Raw genomic sequence first — 18,683 nt, 5'->3', positions numbered from 1 at the left:
CTTTGGAAACCCTCTCGGATCGATTCGGGTGCGCGATCGCGATAACGAAACTTTCGAGACGCTTTTCAGAACTGAGACGAACCCGAGAGTATGTTCACCGGAATCGTCGAGACGACGGGCACCGTCGTCGAGGCGACCGACGACGAGGGCGGGCGACGCCTCCGCATCGAAGTCGACGACGCGTCTCCCGCATCCGAATCAGCCGGGGGCGTCGCCTACGACGACCTCCATCACGGGCAGTCGATTTCGGTCAACGGCGTCTGTCTGACCGTCGAGGAGTTTCAGACCGAACCGAAGGCCGAATTCGAGGTGTTTCTCGCGGCCGAGACCGTCGAGAAGACGTATCTCGGCGACGTCGCGGCGGGCGATCGAGTGAACCTCGAACGGGCGCTCGCCGCCGACGGACGGTTCGACGGTCATCTCGTGCAGGGTCACGTCGACACGACGACGAAGGTGACGGGAATCGAGCGGGTGGGCGACGACTGGTTCTTCGAGTTCGCGCTCCCGCCGTCGGTGTCGCAGTACGTGGTACAGAAGGGCTCTGTCACGCTCGACGGCATCAGTCTCACCGTCGCCGACCGCGGCTCCGAGCGGTTCGCGGTCGCGATCATCCCGACGACCTACGAGCTAACCACGCTCTCGGAGAAGGCCGTCGGCGAGCCGGTCCACCTGGAGGTCGACGTGATCGCGAAGTACGTCGAGCGGATGGTCTCGGGGTACCGGGACGCGCTCGGATCGAACTGATTGTCGGCGTGGCACGTCGGGCCCGGTCGGCCGAGTCGGGATCGACCGCTCACTCGAACTCGGTCAGTTCGGAGTCGAAGTCGGCCTCGGTGTTGGCGGGTGCGTGCGCGTCGTGGTACGCGTTGCGGTACTTCTGGATCTTCCGAAGGAGGAACAGGCCGAAAATCCCGTCGTAGATCACGACGTAGACGAGAAACGGCGCGATACCCGAGAGGCCGGTGATCGCGGCGATCACGGCTGAGCCGATTCCGACCGTCGTGTTGTACGTCGCGTGGATGAGCGCCGCGAGGATGATGCCTTTGACGACGATGGGGCCGCGATTGCCGGGATTGAACTTCGCGAGCCCGAGGTAGTAGCCCGCGATGGCCGAGTAGATCACGTGTCCCGGACCGGCGAGCGCTCTGATCGCCGTGATCCCGCCGCCGATCCCGATGAGTTCGAGGCCGAGGTCCAACTCTTGAGCCGGGAGCTGCCGGGTGATGTAGATCGCGTTCTCGATGACGGCGAAGCCGAGACCAGCCATCGCGCCGTAGACCGCGCCGTCGAGGACGGCGTTGAACCGGTCGTCGGTGTAGGCGTACAGCCTGACAGCGAGCAGCTTCACCGTCTCCTCGATCGGGCCGACGACGAGGAAGAAAAACAACGCGGTCCCCAGAAATCCGAGTGCCTGAAAGTACGGCTGGAGGACCGTGTTGAGAACGGCCGCGAAGTTCGCGGTGAGCACCCCCAGCAGGAACGTCGCGACCAACAGCGTCAGCGGCTCGTTCGACGTGACGTCCGTCGAGTAGACGTACGCCGCCAATCCGATCGCCGGGATCGCGGAGAGGGCAGTAAGCAGGCCGACCTGGGGGTCCGTCAGCGCCGCGAATCCGCCGATCCCGAGGAGGAGGAGGAAGGCGAGAAACACCACGGCGAGACGAGCCGATCCTGCCAGGATTCGCCAGATGAGCGACGACGCCTTATCGAGCGGTGTTCGAACGTTCCACGTCGCCACGTCGTAGAGGTCCATCGAATCGTCCGCGGCCTCTTCGATCGGGTCCCGTCTCTCCTGCATCGAAATCTGGTTCTCGCGCGTCGGACTAAGGTCTTCGGGCGCGAACAACGCACTCGACGACGGCGGGATCGATATCGATGAGATTCAAAGGTGGCCCGCCCGTAGCGGCTAGCAAGATGCACTTCGACCAACGGACGCAGCAGGCGCTTCGAGACGTCGGGCTCTCCCGCGAGGAAATCCGCGACGCCTCCGATCTCGTCGCCGACGCCGTCGATCGGGACGCCGACCGATTGGAGGCGTTCCTCGCGTGCGACGTCGTCTACTCGGATATGGAGATGGCACACAGCGGCGGCGGGATCAACGAACACGCCGTCGAATACCTCGATCTGTTCACCCACGGCAGCGACCTCCGCGGCTATCTTCGCTTTGAGACCTGGGGCGTCCCGGTCGAAGGGGGACGAATCCTCTCCGACGATGTCGTCGAACTCACGCTCGGCCCGACGGTTCACGGCCGCGTTCGGTTCGCCCGCGACGAGGACGCGCTGTAATGAGCGGCGATAGCGACTCCGAAAGCGGGGAGACCTCACCGCGCGTTCGCGTCCGCGGCATCTACACGACCGCCGTGACGCGGCTCCTGCTCGACGCGGGCGTCGACGTCGTGCAGGCCTCCGAGCCGATCCGCGAACGCTTCGACGCCGAGTTCGACGACGATGCGCACGAGGTCACCGTCGCGACCACTCGGGACCGCCAAGGCGTCGGTATCGACGGCGACGCCGACGCAGTCGGGCGCGTCGCCGCCGAACTTCGGGGCCTCGCCCGCGACGCGTTCGCCTGGGCGGACCCGACGCCGCCGGGGGCGGTGTTCGACGCCCGAGTGACGGAAACGCTCGGCTCCGGCGCGGTCTGCGACCTCGGCAGCGCGGAGGGGTTTCTCCCCTACGGCGACGCCGACGACGACCTCGAAACCGGCGACTCCGTCCGCGTGCAGGTCAGAGAGAGCGCGCCGTCGTGGGTCGACCGTCGCGCTCGACTCGGAACCGAAATCCGTGCGCGCGTCGGATTCGCAACGCTCGTTCGCGGGTCCGACGGCGTCTCGGTCGACACCCGCGACGACACCGCGGGGAGGGAACTCGCGGGAATGACCGACCTGCTTTCCATTACGGTCCCCGACGGGTGGGGGATCGAGTGGTCCCACGCGGCCACGCGAGCCGATATGGGGGCGTTGGCGGCCGCGCTCGAACGGGCGGCGGCACGCGCGGACGACCTCGCTGCGGCGCTCGGCGACGAGACTGGCGAGGGCACGAGCGAAGCCGAGACTCCCCGAGCGGTCGCCACACCCGCGGCGGGCCGATGGCTGTGGTTCGGCCGCGAGTCCCGCTTCGCGCTCGATGAGCACAGGCGGAACGTGACGGCGACAATGCCCGGGCACCACCGCACGAAGGCCGCCAGCGACGCCGCGAGCGCGGGCGTCGACCTCGCGGAAGCCCTGTGCGGGGAGAGTGGGTTCGCGAGCGCCGACGCCGACGCTGATACAGACTTCCCGTTCGCCGTCGTGGCGCGGCAGTTCGGCCCGGTCGAAGGCGACACCGTCGAGATCACGCACGGCAAACCGGACGGCCGGGCGTTCTCGCTCGGCAGCGCCGAGGTGACGGAGTGGGACGTCGACGGCACCGTGTCGGTCACCCGGACGCTCTCGGGTGGCGGCACCTACGACGGACTCGGGACGTCGCGGGAAGCGGGCGACACCGCACTGACGAAGTTCCGCGAGGGTCGCTGGTGGTATCCGACCGTCTACCGGAGCGCAGACGGCGAACTACGCGGGACGTACGTCAACGTCTGCACGCCCGTCGAGTGCTTCCCCGACGAGATCAGGTACATCGATCTCCACGTCGACGTCGTGAAACACCCCGACGGGACCGTCGAACGCGTCGACGACGACGAACTCGACGCGGCGGTCGAAGCCGGAGCCGTTCCCGAATCGGCCGCGGAAAAGGCGAGATCGGTGGCGGCGAGCCTCGTTCGCGCGCTGTCGGAGTGATGTCGATCCGGGACGTCCGTTCGATGTCCGTGCAGAACGCCCGCAGGCCGGTTGTGTAATCCAGTCCCACGTCGCCCGTCGGGTGGAGAACAGCAAGTTTATCAGTCGTTCGCGGCGAATTGCACCCAAGATTACTCTCTAGGAGGTCAATGGTGACACAACAAACACAACAACCGGAGGTGAACATCGGACTCGTCGGGCACGTCGACCACGGGAAAACGACGCTCGTGCAGGCGCTGTCGGGGTCGTGGACCGATCAGCACTCCGAGGAGATGAAGCGCGGTATCTCCATCAGACTCGGCTACGCTGACGCCACGTTCCGAAAGGTTCCCGGCGTCGACCCGCCGGAGTGCTACACGGTCGAGGAGACCGGCCCGGACGGCGAGGAGACCGAGGTGCTTCGGACGGTCTCCTTCGTCGACGCGCCGGGACACGAGACGCTGATGGCGACGATGCTCTCGGGCGCGGCCATTATGGACGGGGCCGTCCTCGTCGTGAGCGCGACCGAGGACGTCCCGCAGGCCCAGACTGAAGAGCACCTGATGGCGCTCGACATCATCGGGATCGAGAACATCGTCATCGCGCAGAACAAGATCGACCTGGTCGACCGCGAGCGCGCGGTCGAGTCCCACGAACAGATCCAGGAGTTCGTCGAGGGCACCGTCGCCGAGGACGCGCCGATCGTCCCCGTCAGCGCCCAGCAGGAAGTCAACATCGATCTCCTGATCGACGCGATCGAGCGGGAGATCCCCACGCCCGAGCGCGACGAGTCGGAGTCCCCGCGGCTGTTCGCCGCGCGGTCGTTCGACATCAACCGCCCGGGGACGACGTGGGAGGACCTGAAAGGCGGCGTCGTCGGCGGATCGGTCGTACAGGGCAAACTCGCCACGGGCGAGGATCTCGAACTCCGGCCGGGCCGCGAAGTCGAGGAGGGCGGCTCCACGGAGTGGGAACCGATCACGACCGAGATCCGATCGCTGCAGGCTGGCGGTCGCTCGGTCGACGAAGTCCGACCGGGCGGGCTCTGCGGCATCGGCACGGGGCTCGATCCGAGCCTCACGAAGGGCGATGCCCTCGCCGGACAGGTCGCGGGCGAACCCGGGACGTTGCCGCCGACGCGCGAGGAGTTCACGATGGACGTCGAACTGCTCGATCGGATCGTCGGCGAGGACGAGGGCTCGGTCGAGGAGATTTCGACCGGCGAGCCGCTGATGCTCACTGTCGGCACCGCGACGACCGTCGGCGCGGTCACGAGCGCGCGCTCGGGAGAGGCCGAAGTGTCGCTGAAGCGCCCCGTCTGCGCCGAATCCGGCGCGAAAATCGCCATCAACCGCCGGGTCGGCGCGCGCTGGCGACTCATCGGGATCGGCACGCTGCAGTGACCGCGCGACGACCACAGAGCCGGAAGACAGCACACGAGAGGAGATGACGACTGTGATACTCGATACGAACGCGCTGATGATGCCGATCGAACTCGACGTGCGCGTCTTCGACGAGCTCGATCGACTCGTCGGTGCGAACGCCGATCTGGTCGTCCCCCGCGCCGTCGTCGCCGAGTTAGAAAAGCTCAGTGCGGCGGGAAACGGTGCCGAGGCGACGGCGGCGAGCGTGGGCAGCGATCTCGTCTCGCGGTGTCGCGTCGTCGAAACCGGCGTCTCCTACGCCGACGACGCGGTGGTCGAACTCGCGGAACGGGAGGGCGGATACGTCCTCACCAACGACAGGCCGCTCCGTGATCGGTTACTCGAACGCGGCGTTCGCGTAATCGGTTTAAGGGGTCGAAACACATTAGAAATAACAGAACCATAGCATGTACAAACGGGTACGACTCAAAGACACAGTCGAGGTGCCACCAGCGCACCTCGCGGATGTGACGCCACAGCGGGTCAAGCGGCTCCTGCAGGACAAACTGGAAGGACGGATGGACGAGGACGTCGGCAGCGTCGTCAGCGTCGTCGACGTCCACGATATCGGCGAGGGGACGGTGCTCCCCGGTCGCGCCGGTGTCTACTACGAGGCGGAGTTCGACGCGATCACCTTCGACCCCTCGATGCAGGAGGTCGTCGACGGGGAAGTCGTCGAAGTCGTCGAATTCGGCGCGTTCGTCGGTATCGGACCGGTCGACGGACTGCTGCACGTCTCCCAGATCTCCGATGAATTCCTCGCCTACGACGGCGAGAACCAACAGCTCGCGTCGACGGAATCGAACCGGACACTCGCGGTCGGCGACTCCGTCCGCGTGCGCGTCGTTACCAAGAGTATCGACGAACGCAACCCGCGCGACTCGAAGATCGGTCTCACCGCCAAGCAGCCGGGGCTCGGCAAGCACGGATGGCTCGAAGCCGACCGTCAGGCCAGCACCGCCGCAACCAGCGCGGAGGGAGAGTAGATGGCCACGTCCCGTCTCGCCTGTCGGGAGTGTCACTACATCAACCACGGCGACGCACAGGCGTGTGAAAACTGCGGCTCGAGCAGTCTCACCGAGGACTGGGCGGGCTACGTCGTCATCACGCACCCCGAGCAATCCGAGATCGCCGAGGAGATGAACGTCAACGAACCGGGCGGCTACGCGCTGAAAGTCCGGTAATCGGGATGCTCACGCTGCCAAAGGATCTCCGCGGCTCGTTCAAAGATCCGCTCGGCCCCGTCTACACCGATACAGAGGCGTTGCTCGCGGAGGCCGGAGAGCCGATCATCGCCGTCGGCGACGTCGTCACCTACCACCTCCGACGCGCGGGACACTCCCCGTCGGTCGCGATCGTCGACGGGAAGACGAAGCGCGAGGCCGTCGACGCCGAGATCCGCGAGGCGCTCGCAGACCCCGAGCACCGGCGCGACGTCGAGAACCCACCCGGTGCGCTCTCGGAGTCGCTTCTCGCCACGCTCGCAGCGGCCGTCGCGGCCGACGAGACGGTCACAATCGTCGTCGACGGCGAGGAGGATCTGGCCGCGCTCCCGGCGGTCCTCATCGCACCGCTGGGCGCGACGGTCGTGTACGGGCAACCTGACGAGGGAATGGTCCGCGTCGCCGTGACCGAAGACGCGAAGGCCGAAATGCGATCGCTGATCGAGCGGATGGACGGCGACGTCGCGGGCGCGTTGGCCGCGATGGGCGTCGACGGGTAGTCACACGAGGACAACGGAGTCGGGGCGAGCGTTCCCCGCCGCGTTCGGCCCTTCGAAATCCTTTTACTCCTTTCGGGTGGATGGTAGGACAACTGAACCATGGAAATCGACATCATCTCCGAGGACGGGAACCCGATGTTGCATCGGTCCGACGTCCGATTCGAGATCGTTCACGACGACGCGACCCCCTCGCGGCTCTCCGTTCGCGACAGCCTCGCCGCGAAACTGAACAAGGATTCCGACGAGGTCGTCGTCCACAAACTCGACACGAAGTTCGGGATGCGAAAGACCGTCGGCTACGCGAAAGTCTACGATTCCCCGGACCTCGCCCGCGACATCGAGCAGGATTATATGCTCGACCGGAACAAGATCGAGGCCGACGAGGGCGCAGAGCCGGAAGCCGAAGAGGCATAGTTCGGCGCACAGCGCGACCAACACCACTTTTCGATGCGAATCGTCGGAATCGAAGGGACCGCCTGGGCGGCCAGCGCCGCGCTCTACGACACCGAGACCGACGAGGTCGTCATCGAGTCCGACCCATATGAACCGGAGAGCGGCGGCATCCACCCGCGCGAGGCGGCCGAGCATATGGGCGTGGCCGTTCCGGAGGTGGTCTCGACGATTCTCGATCACGCGGCGGCGACCGCTGACGACGTCGACGGCGCGCTCGAAGACGGCAACGATCTCGATATCGACGCCATCGCCTTCTCCAGGGGACCCGGGCTCGGACCGTGTCTCCGTATCGTCGGCACCGCGGCGCGGTCGCTATCGCAGACGCTCTCGGTGCCGCTCGTCGGCGTCAACCATATGGTCGCACACCTCGAAATCGGCCGCCACCGATCGGGCTTCGATTCCCCGGTCTGTCTGAACGCCTCGGGCGCGAACGCGCACCTGCTGGGGTACCACAACGGCCGCTATCGGATCCTCGGCGAGACGATGGACACCGGCGTCGGGAACGCGATCGACAAGTTCACGCGTCATCTCGGCTGGTCGCACCCCGGCGGACCGAAGGTCGAGCGACGGGCAAGGGAGGGAGCGTACCACGATCTCCCGTACGTCGTCAAGGGGATGGACTTCTCCTTCTCGGGGATTATGTCGGCCGCGAAGGACGCCGTCGACGACGGCGTCCCCGTCGAAGACGTCTGCGCCGGGCTTCAGGAGACGATCTTCGCGATGCTGACCGAGGTCGCAGAGCGGGCGCTGTCGCTGACGGGGACGGACGAGCTCGTCCTCGGCGGCGGCGTGGGCCAGAACGCGCGACTCAGAGCGATGCTCGAATCGATGTGTGAGCAGCGCGGGGCGGCGTTTTACGCGCCCGAACCGCGGTTCCTCCGCGACAACGCCGGGATGATCGCCGTGCTCGGTGCGAAGATGTACGCCGCCGGGGACACGATCGACGTCGCCGACTCGTCGATCGATCCGAACTTCCGCCCGGATCAGGTGGCGGTGAGCTGGCGCGGCGCGGACGAATCGGTCGTCAGGGATCCGACGGCCTCCGGGGAGATCCGTGGTGCGGAGGCGACAGTGTCGATCGGAGCGGACCGCGTGATCAAACGTCGCGTGCCGAAAACGTACCGGCACGCGGCGCTCGACGACCGGCTTCGCGCCGACCGCACGCGTGCGGAGGCGCGGCTCACGAGCGCCGCCCGACGCGTCGGCGTCCCCACGCCGGTCGTCTACGACGTCGACCCCGCGGAGGGAACGCTCGTCTTCCAGCGCGTCGGCGACGACGACCTCGCCGCGGCGCTGACGGCGGATCGGTGTCGAGCGGTCGGTCGGCACCTCGCCGCCATTCACGAGGCGGGGTTCGTCCACGGCGATCCCACCACGCGGAACGTCCGCGTCGACGACGAGCGGACGTACCTCATCGACTTCGGCCTGGGGTATCACACCGGGCACGTCGAAGATCACGCGATGGACATCCACGTGTTCAAGCAGAGCGTCGCCGGGACCGCCGCAGAGCCAGCGCCGTTGCTTGCGGCCGTCGAAGAGGGGTACGCCGCGGTCGGTGACGAGGAGGTCCGGACGCGACTCCGCGAGGTCGAAGGTCGCGGCCGGTATCAGTCGGCGACGCAGTAGCTCACCGTAGGAGGCGAATGGGGGCGAACAGTCGGTACTCGCTTGCGGCGACGTTTCCGACGCCATCGTCGGCTTTTGAACCCACGTCGCTGTACCGAGCAACCGCAGACGACGCGGGGCGCCACTCAGGTCACACCCCTGCTGGCCGCTCGATTCGATATAAACCTCCGTGTCACTCGTTCGTATTCACGGGGCAGCGTCGCCGTCGGTCGATGCCAAAACGATTTATGACAGCCCGGCGTACGGTAACGTATGGTAGACAAACCGAAGCAGGGCGAGATTCTCGGGATTCCGTACAACTTCGAACGGCCGTCGATCGGTCGAATGCTCTCTTCGTACTGGAAGCCCGGACAGAGTATGCTCGTGAAGAAGCCCTTCGGGATCGGCTACACGCTCAACCTCGCGAACTGGCGCTCGTGGGTCGCGCTGCTCGTGGTCGGCGGCCTCCTCTGGCAGGAGCAGAAATCCCGCGGCAGCAACGAACCGGAAGCCGACGAGGGCGACGACGGACCGGTCGAAGTTATCGTCGACTGAGCGTCCTCTGAAACGGCCCGTAGTCGGGCCGCCTCCACCCACTTGTCGCCCCGGAACCGACGCTACTTTCTCTCGACTCGTCGCAGGGTTGGGTAGATGCTTCGCTACGTCACGACGAACGCGGGGAAAGTGCGCGAAGCGCGCGAGTACCTCGACGGTGTCGAGCAGCTAGATTACGACTACACCGAGATACAGGCGTCGGAGTTGGGACCGATCGCCGCACGCGGAGCGCGCGAAGCCTACCGCCACGCCGGAGAGCCCGTCCTCGTCGACGACGCGGGCCTGTTCGTCGAGGGCTTCGACGGTTTCCCCGGCCCGTACTCCGCCTACGTCGAAGATACGCTGGGGGTCGAAACCGTCCAGCGGCTCGTCGCTCGCGAGCTCGACGAGCCCCCGCGAGCCTCGTTCCGGTGCGTGCTCGCGTACTGCGACGGCGCGCCGTTCGAGGCCTCTCCGGATCCCGTCGACCGCGACGACCGAAGCGCGGCGGCCGCGGCGGGGGAAGCGCGGGAGCGTGACGAGAGCGTGGGTGATGAAGCCGAAGGCCGCGAAGCGCTGCCGGTGAAGCTGTTCCACGGAACCGTCCGCGGTCGGATCGTCGAAGCCCGCGGTGACGGCGGCTTCGGCTACGATCCCGTCTTCGAGCACGACGGGACGACGTTCGGAGAGATGAGCGCGGCGGAGAAGAACGCCGTCTCGCATCGGGGCCGGGCCTTCGCGAAGTTCGCCGAGTGGTTCCCAGAGCGAGGGGAGTGAGCGGAGCCATCGGGAATCCGGTTCCCGTCGGAGGGGAACGCGGAGCGAACAGCGAAACGCGCAGTCTATAGCCTTATCCGTCCGCCGAACGAATCCCGGCGTATGAAATTAGTGCCGGACACGAGCGCGGTCATCGACGGCCGCGTGTCCGAGCGGGTCGAGTCGGGCGACGACGTCGAGGCGGTTTTGGTCCCCGAGGCCGTCGTCGCCGAACTCGAATCGCAGGCCAACGAGGGTTTCGACACGGGTTGGGAGGGGCTCGAAGAGCTGCAGCGGCTCACCAGGCTGGCGGACGACGGGGCGATCGAGGTCCGGTACGTCGGACGCCGCACGAAACCCAGCGAGTCCACCGGAGCCCACGAAGGCGACATCGACGCGCTGATCCGCGACGTCGCCGAGGAGGAGGGCGCGACGCTGCTCACGAGCGACGTCGTCCAATCGGAGGTCGCGAAGGCGAAAGGCCTCGACGCGGAGTACGTCGAGCCGCGCGTCCGGGGCTCCGGCGAACTCATCATCGAGGAGTTCTTCGACGACCAGACGATGTCGGTGCACCTGAAGACGGGAACGAAGCCGAAGGCGAAACGCGGGGCCATCGGCGAGATGCACTACCAGACGATCCGCGACGAGGTCAGCGACGAGGCGACGATGAAGGAGTGGGCCGACGACATCGAGGAGACGGCCCGAAGCAGTTCGGAGGGCTTTCTCGAACTCTCGGAGCCCGGTATGAGCATCGTGCAGTTCCGCGATTACCGGATCGCCGTCGCCCGACCGCCCTTCGCCGACGGCATCGAGATCACCGCCGTCCGGCCGATCGTCAAGACCGACCTCGACGACTACCAGTTCGCCGACGAACTCAGAGACCGCCTGAAAGAGCGCCAGCGCGGCGTCCTCATCTCCGGATCGCCCGGCGCGGGGAAGTCCACGTTCGCGCAGGCGGTCGCGGAGTTCCTCACCGACAGCGACTACGCGGTCAAGACGATGGAGAAGCCCCGAGACCTCCAGGTCGGCCCCGACATCACCCAGTACACCGCCCTCGGCGGCGATATGGAGAAAACGGCCGACTCGCTGCTCCTCGTGCGCCCCGACTACACGATTTACGACGAGGTGCGGAAGACGAAGGACTTCGGCGTCTTCGCAGATATGCGCCTCGCTGGCGTCGGGATGGTCGGCGTCGTCCACGCGACCCGCGCGATCGACGCCCTCCAGCGACTCGTCGGCCGCGTCGAACTCGGAATGATCCCGCAGGTCGTCGACACTGTCGTATATATCGAGGACGGCCGCGTCGACACCGTCTACGACGTGACGACGCAGGTGAAGGTCCCCGAGGGTCTCACCGCCGAGGACCTCGCGCGACCGGTCATTCAGGTCGCGGACTTCGAGACCGGAAAGCCGGAGTACGAGATCTACACGTTCAACCGCCAGGTCGTCACCGTCCCGATCGGCGACGGAAACGGGAGCGACGAGACCGGCGTCGGTCGCCTCGCGCGTCAGGAGATCGAACGCGAGATCCGCTCGATCGCGCGCGGCCACGTCGACGTCGAACTGCAGGGGCAGAACACGGCCGTCGTCTACGTCGAGGAGGACGACATCTCTTACGTGATCGGCAAGGGCGGCGGCCGCATCTCGGACGTCGAGGACCGACTCGGCATCGACATCGACGTCCGCACCCACGACGAAAAACCGGGTCACGACGGGTCGAGCGGGTCGGGAGGTTCGAGCGGCTCTGACACCGGCGCGTCGGAGGGCGTCGTCGTCACGCCCGAAGTGACCTCGCGGCACGTCGTCATCCGGATGGACGAGCACGTCGGCGAGACCGTCGAGATCCGCGCCGACAGCGAGTACCTGTTCACCGCGACGGTCGGCCGCGGCGGCGACATCCAAGTGTCGCGAGGCAGCGCCATCGCGGACGAGCTCGAGCAGGCGATCGACCGACGACAGCAGATCACGGTCCATACGGCCTGAACCGCAGGAGCAGAACACGCGAACCGCGAATCACGCGAAACGGCGCTGAACCGGACGATTCTTTTCCCGACGCCGACTTGCGGGGATATGGACTCGGACACGCCCGCAGAAGACGTCCTCGACGAGCTGTTCGCAACGATCGAGGACAGAAAGGAGACGCTTCCGGAGGGATCCTACACCACTTCTCTGTTCACCCACGAGAAGGGCAAAAACGCCGTGCTCGAAAAGATCGGAGAGGAATCGACCGAGACGATACTCGCGGCGAAGGACGAAGACGAGGACGAACTGCTCGCCGAGAGCGCGGACCTCGTCTATCACCTCCTCGTGCTCCTCGCGATGGAGGACGTCACGCTCGACGACCTCCGAACGGAGCTTCGGGACCGATTCTAAATAGCTCTATTTCGGACAGGAACCGCCGCGCCGTTACCGAAACGACACGCCGACATCGCGCATCTCTGGATTCTCCCGCGCGACGTTGAGTAACAGGGGCGTCAGCGACTCCACTTCCGCGGCGTTCGCGAGTCCGCCAGCGTCGAGCGCGCGCAGGCCGTCGACGTCGCCGACGAGTCCGGCGACGACGGCTTTCGCCCGGTTGTCGTCGGCGACGATGGGCGTGTCGAGGCCGAGATCCGCGTCGAGGTCGGCGAGTCGACCCGCCGGGAGCGAGTGCAGCGCGCCGACGACTGGGATACCCTCGGGCGCTGCGTCGGCGACGAGCGCCGTCACGCTACCCGCTGACGGCAGGTGCGCGTGCGCCCCGTCGTCGTCGCGCCGCATCCCAACGGCGGGGGTGACGAGGACGTCTCCTTCGCGGAGTCCGCCCGCGACCGATTCGACCGTGTCCGTGACGGTGTAGGGCGGAACAGCGAGGACGACGACGTCGGCGCGGTCGGCCGCCATCGCGTTCTCGAAGCCGGTGATCTTGACGTCCCGGCCGCGGTCGGCGAGGATCCCCTGATACTCGTCGGCGACGTCGTGCGCGGCGTCGGGGTCGCGCGAGCCGATCACGACGTCGTGATGGGTGTGGAACGCCCAGCGGAGCGCGAGACCTCGGCCGAGCTCCCCGGTACCGCCGAGCAGTGCGATTCGCATACGTAGGCGTGCGAAAGCGATCGGGTAAAGAGTTGCGAGCGTCGGCTCTCCGGGGTCCAGTCAGCGGGACTCGTTTATCGCGGAGCGCGGGACAGCGCCGGGGCGTACACGACGAGAAAGCCCAGCAGCGGCGCGACGAGGAGGGTTCCGAACAGCACGATCGTCCGCGCGGACGTCCCCGGCGGGAGCAACTGCCACACGACGAGGCCGAGCGCGTCGACGGCGAGCACGACCCCGATAAAACGGAGCAGATCGGATCGAACGTCGGTCACGACGCGTCACCTCGATTCCAGCGCCACGGATTCAGCCAGTCGGCGTTGATCGCGACGAGCCACGCCGCCGCGAAGGTGAGCGCGCTCGCGGCGAACCCGTCGTAGCCGAACCGCCCGAACGCGAGACGCCCGGCGAGGGCGACCGCGAAGAACACCGCGTATCGAACGGTCTGATCTCCCGGCTCGGCGTGCGGCGAGATCGAACGGAGCGAGAACCGCGCGGCGATCGGTGCCACAGTAGCGAACGTCACCAGGCCCGCAACGATCGAGATCACTCCGGTCGGATCTGGAGCGAGCAGGAGTGCGACGCCGACCGCGACGACGGCGGCGAAGATCGCGGCCCACGCCAGTCGCTCGATTCGGAGCGCGTTCACGTTCCGTCACTCCCCGAAGAGCAGTTCGGGAAGATCGTTCACGGAGTCGACGACGGCGGCCGCGCCGACGGATCCGAACGCCTCACGTCCGGATTTGCCGGTCAGCCCGCCGGTGAGGACGCCGATACCGTGGTACGTTCGATCGGGGTCGACCTCAGCGGCGTTGACCGCGGTCTTCACGTCGTCGAGGGTGTCGCCAGCGAAGGCGACGCCCTCGGCACCGAACCGCGTTGCGAGCGTCGTCAGCGCGTTCGGGTGCGGTTTGCCCTCGTCCCAGTCGTCCATCGTGAAGCGGTGCTCCTCGGGGAGGTCGAGTCCGACGCGTTCGAGCGCGATGTCGGCCTCGGCGGCCGGGCGGCCGGTGAGGACGCCCACGTCGGCCTCGGCCGCGATCGCCTCCAGCGTCTCGGGCTCGACGATGATCGGCTCGTCGTGGATGTAGCCCGCCGTCTCGAACGGCGGTTCGCCGCCTTCGAGTTCGCGATAGAGCTCCGCACCGAGGTACAGGGCTTGGAACGCGTCTCTGAGTCCGGTCCGGTCCCACGCCTCGCGAACGGCCGCGAGGTCGGTTTCGTCGAGGTGGTCGGCCGCGACCGATTCCGCGGCGTCGAGGCCGCCGCCGCGGGATTCGATCCGGTCTGCGAACGCCGCCAGATCGATCGGTTCGCGGTCGTCGACGAGCACGTACAGCGCCGCGGCGTACGTCACGTCCCAGTCGTTGTTGAATCCGCCCGCGTCTTTGAACAGTTGGACCTCCTCGCGGTCGATCGTCCGGCCGTACAGTCGCTCGACGGACTCCACGATTGCGCGCCGGTAGGAGTCGGCGACGTCGAGGAGGACGCCGTCGATGTCGAGGACGACCGCGTCTGCGTGCATACCACAATGCGACCGTGCGTCGGCCTTAGCGTTGTCCTTTCGCGTTGTGGGCGGGTGCAGGGAGTCGGTACGAAACGCAGTCTCATCTCCGGCGCAACTTCGGCACCCAGCACAGATTCATATTCCGGCGCGAAATCAGCATCCAACGCAATCTCATCATCCGGCACAAACCCCAACGCGGAGGCAGTCGGCGACAACCCAAGTTAGGAGATATTTTACCGTCCCGTCTTGAGAGCATAGATATGGACTACGACCCGCAGGAACTCGAAGCGCGCTGGCGCGAGCGGTGGGCCGAGGAGGGTCGCTACGAGGCCGACCCCGACGCCGAGGTGGTCGCCGCGGGCGGCGCTGCCGACGGTGACGCCGCGAGCGACTCCGGGGACGCCGAGAGCGACGAACCGACGTTCATCACGGTTCCCTACCCGTACCCCAGCGGCGGGATGCACATCGGGCACGCCCGGACGTACACCGTCCCCGACGTGTACGCCCGGTACCGACGACAGCAGGGCGACAACGTGCTCTTTCCGATCGCCTGGCACGTCACCGGCACGCCGATCATCGGCGCGGTCGAGCGCCTGAAGAAGGGCGAAGAAGAACAGCTCTCGGTGCTTCGCGACACCTACAACGTCACCGAGGACACCCTCGAGGACCTCGAAACGCCGATGGGCTACGCTCGACACTTCATCGAGCAGCACTACAAGAAGGGGATGAAGGACCTCGGGCTCTCGATCGACTGGCGGCGGGAGTTCACCACCAACGACGACCGGTACTCGAAGTTCATCACCTGGCAGTACGAGACGCTCCGCGACCGCGGCCTTCTGGAGAAGGGCCTTCATCCGGTGAAGTACTGCACGAACGAGAAACAGCCGGTCACGACCCACGATCTCCTGGAGGGCGAGGAGGCCGAGTTCCAAGAGTACACGCTGGTCCGCTTCGGCCACGGCGACACGGTCGTCCCGATGGCGACGCTGCGCCCCGAGACGGTTCGCGGCGTGACGAACGCCTACATCGACCCCGACGCGGACTACGTGATCGCCGAGGTGGACGGCGAGGAGTGGTTCGTCTCCGCGGCGGCCGTCGAAAAGCTCCAACTGCAGGGCCACGAGGTCGTCCCCAAGCGTACCGTCGCTGGCGAGCACCTCGTCGGCGAGCGCGTGGCGAACCCGATCACCGGCGACGAGGTCCTCGTCCTTCCCGCGGACTTCGTCGACGCCGACAACGCGACCGGCGTCGTGATGTCGGTCCCGGCGCACTCGCCGGACGACTACGTCGCGCTGGCGGAGGCGAAAGCCGACGACGACCGGATGCGCGAGTACGGGATCGACCCCGTCGAGGTCGAGGAAATCGAACCGATCCCGATTCTCACGATCGACGGGTACGGCGAGATCCCGGCGAAGACGGCCGTCGAGGAGGCGGAAATCGAATCCAGCGACGACCCCGCGCTCGAAGAAGCCACGAAAGAGCTGTACAACAGCGAGTTCCACGGCGGCCGGTTAAACGACGAGTACGGCGAGTTCGCCGGGGAAGTCGTCGAGGACGTCCGAGGCAGGTTCCGCGACGCCTACCGCGAGGAGGGCGCGTTCGGGACGATGCGGGAGTTCTCAGAGGAGGTCGTCTGCCGCTGCGGGGGCGACGTCGTCGTCGCCGAGCAGGACACGTGGTTCCTGCGCTACAACGACGAGGCCTGGAAGCGGAAGGCCCACGAGGTCGTCTCCCGGATGGAAGCCATCCCGGAGAACACCCGCGGCGAGTACGACCACACGATCGATTGGCTGAACGAGTGGCCGTGCATCCGGAACTACGGGCTGGGTACCCGCCTGCCGTGGGACGACGACTTCGTCATCGAGCCGCTGTCGGATTCGACGATCTATATGGCGTACTACACGATCGCCCATCGGCTCGACGAGATCCCACAGGAGGACCTCGACCGCGAGTTCTTCGACGCGCTCTTCTACGGTCCGGAGGCCGTCGACACCCCCGACGAGCGCGCGCTGGAACTCCGTGCGGAGTGGCTCTATTGGTACCCGGTCACCTACCGGTTCTCCGCGAACGACCTCATCTCGAATCACCTGACGTTCTACCTGTTCCACCACGCCGAACTCTTCGACGAGGCGCAGTGGCCCGAGGGAATCGTCATTATGGGTATGGGGCTGTTGGAGGGCGAGAAGATGTCCTCCTCGAAGGGCCATGTCGTCCTCCCAGGGAAAGCGATCGAGGAGTACGGCGCGGACACGGTGCGCTTCTTCCTGCTTAACTCGGCGGAGCCGTGGCAGGACTACGACTGGCGCGCAGAGCAGGTCGCGTCCGTCCAGAATCAGCTCGAGCGGTTCTGGAATCGAGCGCAGGACGTCATCGACGAACCCGGCTCCGAGGAGCGCCCCGACCTCTCGACGGCGGACCGCTGGCTGCTGTCTCGACTGCAGCGTACCGTCGCCGAAGTCACCGACGCGATGGAGGGCTCCGAAACCCGAACGGCGAGTCAGGCCGCCTTCTACGACTTCGAGGAGGACCTCCGTTGGTATCGACGCCGCACGGACCTCTCGCGACCCGCGGCCCGGTGGACGCTCCGTGAAGTGCTCGAAACGCGACTCCGACTGCTCGCGCCGTTCGTTCCGTTCCTGACGAACGAACTTCACGAACAGTTGACCGGCACGCCTGCGGAGGACGCGCCGTGGCCCCGCGTCGACGCGGCGCTGCTCGACAGCGAAATCGAGGCTGCCGAGACGCAGGTCGAACGCCTCGTCGACGACATCCAGGGCATCCGACAGTCGCTACAGAACGCCGAGGAAGACGTTCCGGAGGCCGACCCCGACCGCATTCGGATCACTGTCGCCGCCGAGTGGAAGCACGAGGTGTTCGCGACGGTCGCCGAAGTGGGCGCAGAGCAGGGTGCGGTGATGGGCGAGGTGATGCAAAACCCCGACCTCCGCGAGCGCGGGAACGCCGTCAACGACCTCGTCGGCGAACTTGTCGAGTTCGCACGCGGTCGCGGCGACGACGAACTCGCGGTGCTCGCTGACATCGACGAGGGCGACGCCTACGAGCGCGCGTCGGCGTTCCTCGCCGACGAATTCGACGCCGAAATCGTCGTTCAGCGCGAGGGCGAGGACGTCGAGGCGCGGAAGCAGGCCGTTCCCTTCCGCCCGGCGATCGAACTCGAAGTCGAGTAGCGGAACGGGGTCACAGCGTGGTCGTGGGATTTCAGTCGACCGCGAGAAGCCGGTTCTCCGTCACAGCGAGAGGTGTGACGTCGACCCCGGTTCGTCGTCGTCGATACCGCCCTCCCGAAGGAACGTGTAGTGCTCATCGGTCAGGAACACGGTTCCCGACTCAACCGTGATCTCCACCCCGGGAAGTTCGGTCCCGGCCGCCGGTCCGTTGTCACACTCGCCGGAACAGGTGTCGAACATCGAGCCGTGTCGCGGGCAGACGAGTTCTCCGTGCCGGATCGCCGCGCCGTCTCCACGGTCGAACCGCTGGCTCTCGTGCGTGCAGGAGTTGCGCCAGGCTTCGATACCGGGCTCTCTCTCGCACCGGACCAGAATGATCTCGGTCTCGTTGGTGAACGCGTCCGCCGCGGTGAAGAGATACGATCCGGACGCCGGGACGTCCTCGACGTCCGCTACCTTCGTGCCATCTGGCATCGCGACAGGGTACGGAGACGCGTCGCAAAAGCGTGCCGTCGAAAAAGAGAAGCCGACTCGGGCGGCAGCCACTCACCACCGCCGCCGAGACCGCGACATCGTCTCGACGGTAGTTACGCACCTGTTACCCACTGTTGTTTCGTTATTCGGCCGGTGCCGTCGCCTCGACTCGCGAAGGTTTATGCCCGTTCG

General features: G+C 66.6%; 21 protein-coding genes. 15 read left to right on the top strand and 6 right to left on the bottom strand.

Features of this window, described 5'->3' with window-relative positions; genetic code table 11:
• Window positions 1-90 precede the first annotated feature (90 nt).
• A complete protein-coding gene (locus FJT57_RS14615) occupies window positions 91-744 on the top strand; it encodes a riboflavin synthase (RefSeq protein ID WP_144906505.1) in 654 nt (217 codons plus the stop codon).
• Window positions 745-793: 49 nt separating this feature from the next.
• Here the strand turns inward: FJT57_RS14615 and FJT57_RS14610 are convergent, their stop codons facing one another.
• Window positions 794-1,798: a PrsW family intramembrane metalloprotease gene (locus FJT57_RS14610; RefSeq protein WP_144906503.1), complete on the bottom strand. Its 1,005-nt coding sequence runs from the start codon at window positions 1,796-1,798 to the stop codon at window positions 794-796.
• A 116-nt stretch (window positions 1,799-1,914) separates the two neighbouring features.
• Here FJT57_RS14610 and FJT57_RS14605 point away from each other — a divergent pair, with 116 nt between their 5' ends.
• The 13 genes from FJT57_RS14605 to hisE all read left to right on the top strand — a co-directional run bounded on the left by FJT57_RS14605 (window position 1,915) and on the right by hisE (window position 12,623).
• Window positions 1,915-2,286, top strand: coding sequence for a DUF7532 family protein (locus FJT57_RS14605; protein ID WP_144906501.1), 372 nt, complete (start codon window positions 1,915-1,917; stop codon window positions 2,284-2,286).
• On the top strand, window positions 2,286-3,776 hold the full coding sequence (locus FJT57_RS14600) for a DUF402 domain-containing protein (protein ID WP_144906499.1): 1,491 nt from the start codon (window positions 2,286-2,288) through the stop codon (window positions 3,774-3,776). Before FJT57_RS14605 ends, FJT57_RS14600 begins: the two co-directional genes overlap by 1 nt.
• A gap of 152 nt (window positions 3,777-3,928) precedes the next feature.
• Window positions 3,929-5,158 carry a translation initiation factor IF-2 subunit gamma gene (locus tag FJT57_RS14595; protein ID WP_203229199.1) on the top strand — a complete coding sequence of 410 codons (1,230 nt, stop codon included), beginning with the start codon at window positions 3,929-3,931 and terminating at the stop codon, window positions 5,156-5,158.
• Between the two features lie 43 nt (window positions 5,159-5,201).
• Entirely contained in the window at window positions 5,202-5,585 is a 384-nt protein-coding gene (locus tag FJT57_RS14590) for a PIN domain-containing protein (protein WP_144906495.1), read from the top strand.
• Between the two features lies 1 nt (window position 5,586).
• Entirely contained in the window at window positions 5,587-6,165 is a 579-nt protein-coding gene (locus tag FJT57_RS14585; RefSeq protein ID WP_144906493.1) for a DNA-directed RNA polymerase, read from the top strand.
• Window positions 6,166-6,363 carry a transcription elongation factor subunit Spt4 gene (spt4, locus tag FJT57_RS14580; RefSeq protein ID WP_144906491.1) on the top strand — a complete coding sequence of 66 codons (198 nt, stop codon included), beginning with the start codon at window positions 6,166-6,168 and terminating at the stop codon, window positions 6,361-6,363. It abuts the gene before it with no gap.
• 5 nt (window positions 6,364-6,368) lie between these two features.
• The gene (locus FJT57_RS14575; protein ID WP_144906489.1) at window positions 6,369-6,902 is read left to right on the top strand and encodes a GTP-dependent dephospho-CoA kinase family protein; all 534 of its coding nucleotides are present in this window, start codon (window positions 6,369-6,371) and stop codon (window positions 6,900-6,902) included.
• A gap of 99 nt (window positions 6,903-7,001) precedes the next feature.
• A complete protein-coding gene (locus tag FJT57_RS14570; protein WP_144906487.1) occupies window positions 7,002-7,316 on the top strand; it encodes a 30S ribosomal protein S24e in 315 nt (104 codons plus the stop codon).
• Between the two features lie 33 nt (window positions 7,317-7,349).
• Window positions 7,350-8,981, top strand: coding sequence for a bifunctional N(6)-L-threonylcarbamoyladenine synthase/serine/threonine protein kinase (locus FJT57_RS14565; RefSeq protein WP_144906486.1), 1,632 nt, complete (start codon window positions 7,350-7,352; stop codon window positions 8,979-8,981).
• A gap of 252 nt (window positions 8,982-9,233) precedes the next feature.
• Window positions 9,234-9,515 (top strand): DUF5808 domain-containing protein, encoded by a 282-nt coding sequence (locus tag FJT57_RS14560; RefSeq protein WP_144906484.1) that lies wholly within the window; start codon window positions 9,234-9,236, stop codon window positions 9,513-9,515.
• 96 nt (window positions 9,516-9,611) lie between these two features.
• The gene (locus FJT57_RS14555; RefSeq protein ID WP_144906482.1) at window positions 9,612-10,271 is read left to right on the top strand and encodes a non-canonical purine NTP pyrophosphatase; all 660 of its coding nucleotides are present in this window, start codon (window positions 9,612-9,614) and stop codon (window positions 10,269-10,271) included.
• Between the two features lie 102 nt (window positions 10,272-10,373).
• Window positions 10,374-12,233: a PINc/VapC family ATPase gene (locus FJT57_RS14550; RefSeq protein ID WP_144906481.1), complete on the top strand. Its 1,860-nt coding sequence runs from the start codon at window positions 10,374-10,376 to the stop codon at window positions 12,231-12,233.
• Window positions 12,234-12,320: 87 nt separating this feature from the next.
• The gene (hisE, locus tag FJT57_RS14545) at window positions 12,321-12,623 is read left to right on the top strand and encodes a phosphoribosyl-ATP diphosphatase (protein ID WP_144906478.1); all 303 of its coding nucleotides are present in this window, start codon (window positions 12,321-12,323) and stop codon (window positions 12,621-12,623) included.
• Window positions 12,624-12,656: 33 nt separating this feature from the next.
• On the opposite strand, the gene npdG is transcribed toward hisE, so the two are convergent.
• From npdG to FJT57_RS14525, 4 genes are all read right to left on the bottom strand, one after another.
• The gene (npdG, locus tag FJT57_RS14540; RefSeq protein WP_144906476.1) at window positions 12,657-13,325 is read right to left on the bottom strand and encodes an NADPH-dependent F420 reductase; all 669 of its coding nucleotides are present in this window, start codon (window positions 13,323-13,325) and stop codon (window positions 12,657-12,659) included.
• 74 nt (window positions 13,326-13,399) lie between these two features.
• Complete coding sequence (locus FJT57_RS14535; protein WP_144906474.1) at window positions 13,400-13,597, bottom strand: DUF7534 family protein; 198 nt, start codon at window positions 13,595-13,597, stop codon at window positions 13,400-13,402.
• On the bottom strand, window positions 13,594-13,971 hold the full coding sequence (locus FJT57_RS14530; protein WP_144906472.1) for a hypothetical protein: 378 nt from the start codon (window positions 13,969-13,971) through the stop codon (window positions 13,594-13,596). Before FJT57_RS14530 ends, FJT57_RS14535 begins: the two co-directional genes overlap by 4 nt.
• 6 nt (window positions 13,972-13,977) lie before the next feature.
• The gene (locus tag FJT57_RS14525) at window positions 13,978-14,847 is read right to left on the bottom strand and encodes a TIGR01548 family HAD-type hydrolase (RefSeq protein ID WP_144906470.1); all 870 of its coding nucleotides are present in this window, start codon (window positions 14,845-14,847) and stop codon (window positions 13,978-13,980) included.
• A 242-nt stretch (window positions 14,848-15,089) separates the two neighbouring features.
• Here FJT57_RS14525 and leuS point away from each other — a divergent pair, with 242 nt between their 5' ends.
• A complete protein-coding gene (gene leuS, locus FJT57_RS14520) occupies window positions 15,090-18,017 on the top strand; it encodes a leucine--tRNA ligase (protein ID WP_144906468.1) in 2,928 nt (975 codons plus the stop codon).
• Window positions 18,018-18,077: 60 nt separating this feature from the next.
• Here leuS and FJT57_RS14515 read toward each other — a convergent pair whose 3' ends face one another.
• Window positions 18,078-18,491, bottom strand: coding sequence for a Rieske (2Fe-2S) protein (locus FJT57_RS14515; protein WP_144906466.1), 414 nt, complete (start codon window positions 18,489-18,491; stop codon window positions 18,078-18,080).
• Between the last annotated feature and the right edge of the window lie 192 nt (window positions 18,492-18,683).

This window comes from Halobellus captivus, assembly GCF_007655485.1.
Taxonomy (GTDB): domain Archaea; phylum Halobacteriota; class Halobacteria; order Halobacteriales; family Haloferacaceae; genus Haloquadratum; species Haloquadratum captivum.
Note: the sequence above shows the minus strand (reverse complement) of the source record. Positions and strands in the feature narration are given on the sequence as shown.

Coding starts and splice junctions, on each gene's coding strand:
- FJT57_RS14525 (WP_144906470.1), bottom strand. CDS start 14,847: ATGCACGCAGACGCGGTCGTCCTCGACATCGACGGCGTCCTCCTCGAC.
- FJT57_RS14515 (WP_144906466.1), bottom strand. CDS start 18,491: ATGCCAGATGGCACGAAGGTAGCGGACGTCGAGGACGTCCCGGCGTCC.
- FJT57_RS14615 (WP_144906505.1), top strand. CDS start 91: ATGTTCACCGGAATCGTCGAGACGACGGGCACCGTCGTCGAGGCGACC.
- FJT57_RS14565 (WP_144906486.1), top strand. CDS start 7,350: ATGCGAATCGTCGGAATCGAAGGGACCGCCTGGGCGGCCAGCGCCGCG.
- FJT57_RS14570 (WP_144906487.1), top strand. CDS start 7,002: ATGGAAATCGACATCATCTCCGAGGACGGGAACCCGATGTTGCATCGG.
- npdG (WP_144906476.1), bottom strand. CDS start 13,325: ATGCGAATCGCACTGCTCGGCGGTACCGGGGAGCTCGGCCGAGGTCTC.
- FJT57_RS14555 (WP_144906482.1), top strand. CDS start 9,612: ATGCTTCGCTACGTCACGACGAACGCGGGGAAAGTGCGCGAAGCGCGC.
- hisE (WP_144906478.1), top strand. CDS start 12,321: ATGGACTCGGACACGCCCGCAGAAGACGTCCTCGACGAGCTGTTCGCA.
- FJT57_RS14610 (WP_144906503.1), bottom strand. CDS start 1,798: ATGCAGGAGAGACGGGACCCGATCGAAGAGGCCGCGGACGATTCGATG.
- FJT57_RS14605 (WP_144906501.1), top strand. CDS start 1,915: ATGCACTTCGACCAACGGACGCAGCAGGCGCTTCGAGACGTCGGGCTC.
- spt4 (WP_144906491.1), top strand. CDS start 6,166: ATGGCCACGTCCCGTCTCGCCTGTCGGGAGTGTCACTACATCAACCAC.
- FJT57_RS14590 (WP_144906495.1), top strand. CDS start 5,202: ATGACGACTGTGATACTCGATACGAACGCGCTGATGATGCCGATCGAA.
- FJT57_RS14585 (WP_144906493.1), top strand. CDS start 5,587: ATGTACAAACGGGTACGACTCAAAGACACAGTCGAGGTGCCACCAGCG.
- FJT57_RS14550 (WP_144906481.1), top strand. CDS start 10,374: ATGAAATTAGTGCCGGACACGAGCGCGGTCATCGACGGCCGCGTGTCC.
- FJT57_RS14560 (WP_144906484.1), top strand. CDS start 9,234: ATGGTAGACAAACCGAAGCAGGGCGAGATTCTCGGGATTCCGTACAAC.
- FJT57_RS14575 (WP_144906489.1), top strand. CDS start 6,369: ATGCTCACGCTGCCAAAGGATCTCCGCGGCTCGTTCAAAGATCCGCTC.
- FJT57_RS14600 (WP_144906499.1), top strand. CDS start 2,286: ATGAGCGGCGATAGCGACTCCGAAAGCGGGGAGACCTCACCGCGCGTT.
- leuS (WP_144906468.1), top strand. CDS start 15,090: ATGGACTACGACCCGCAGGAACTCGAAGCGCGCTGGCGCGAGCGGTGG.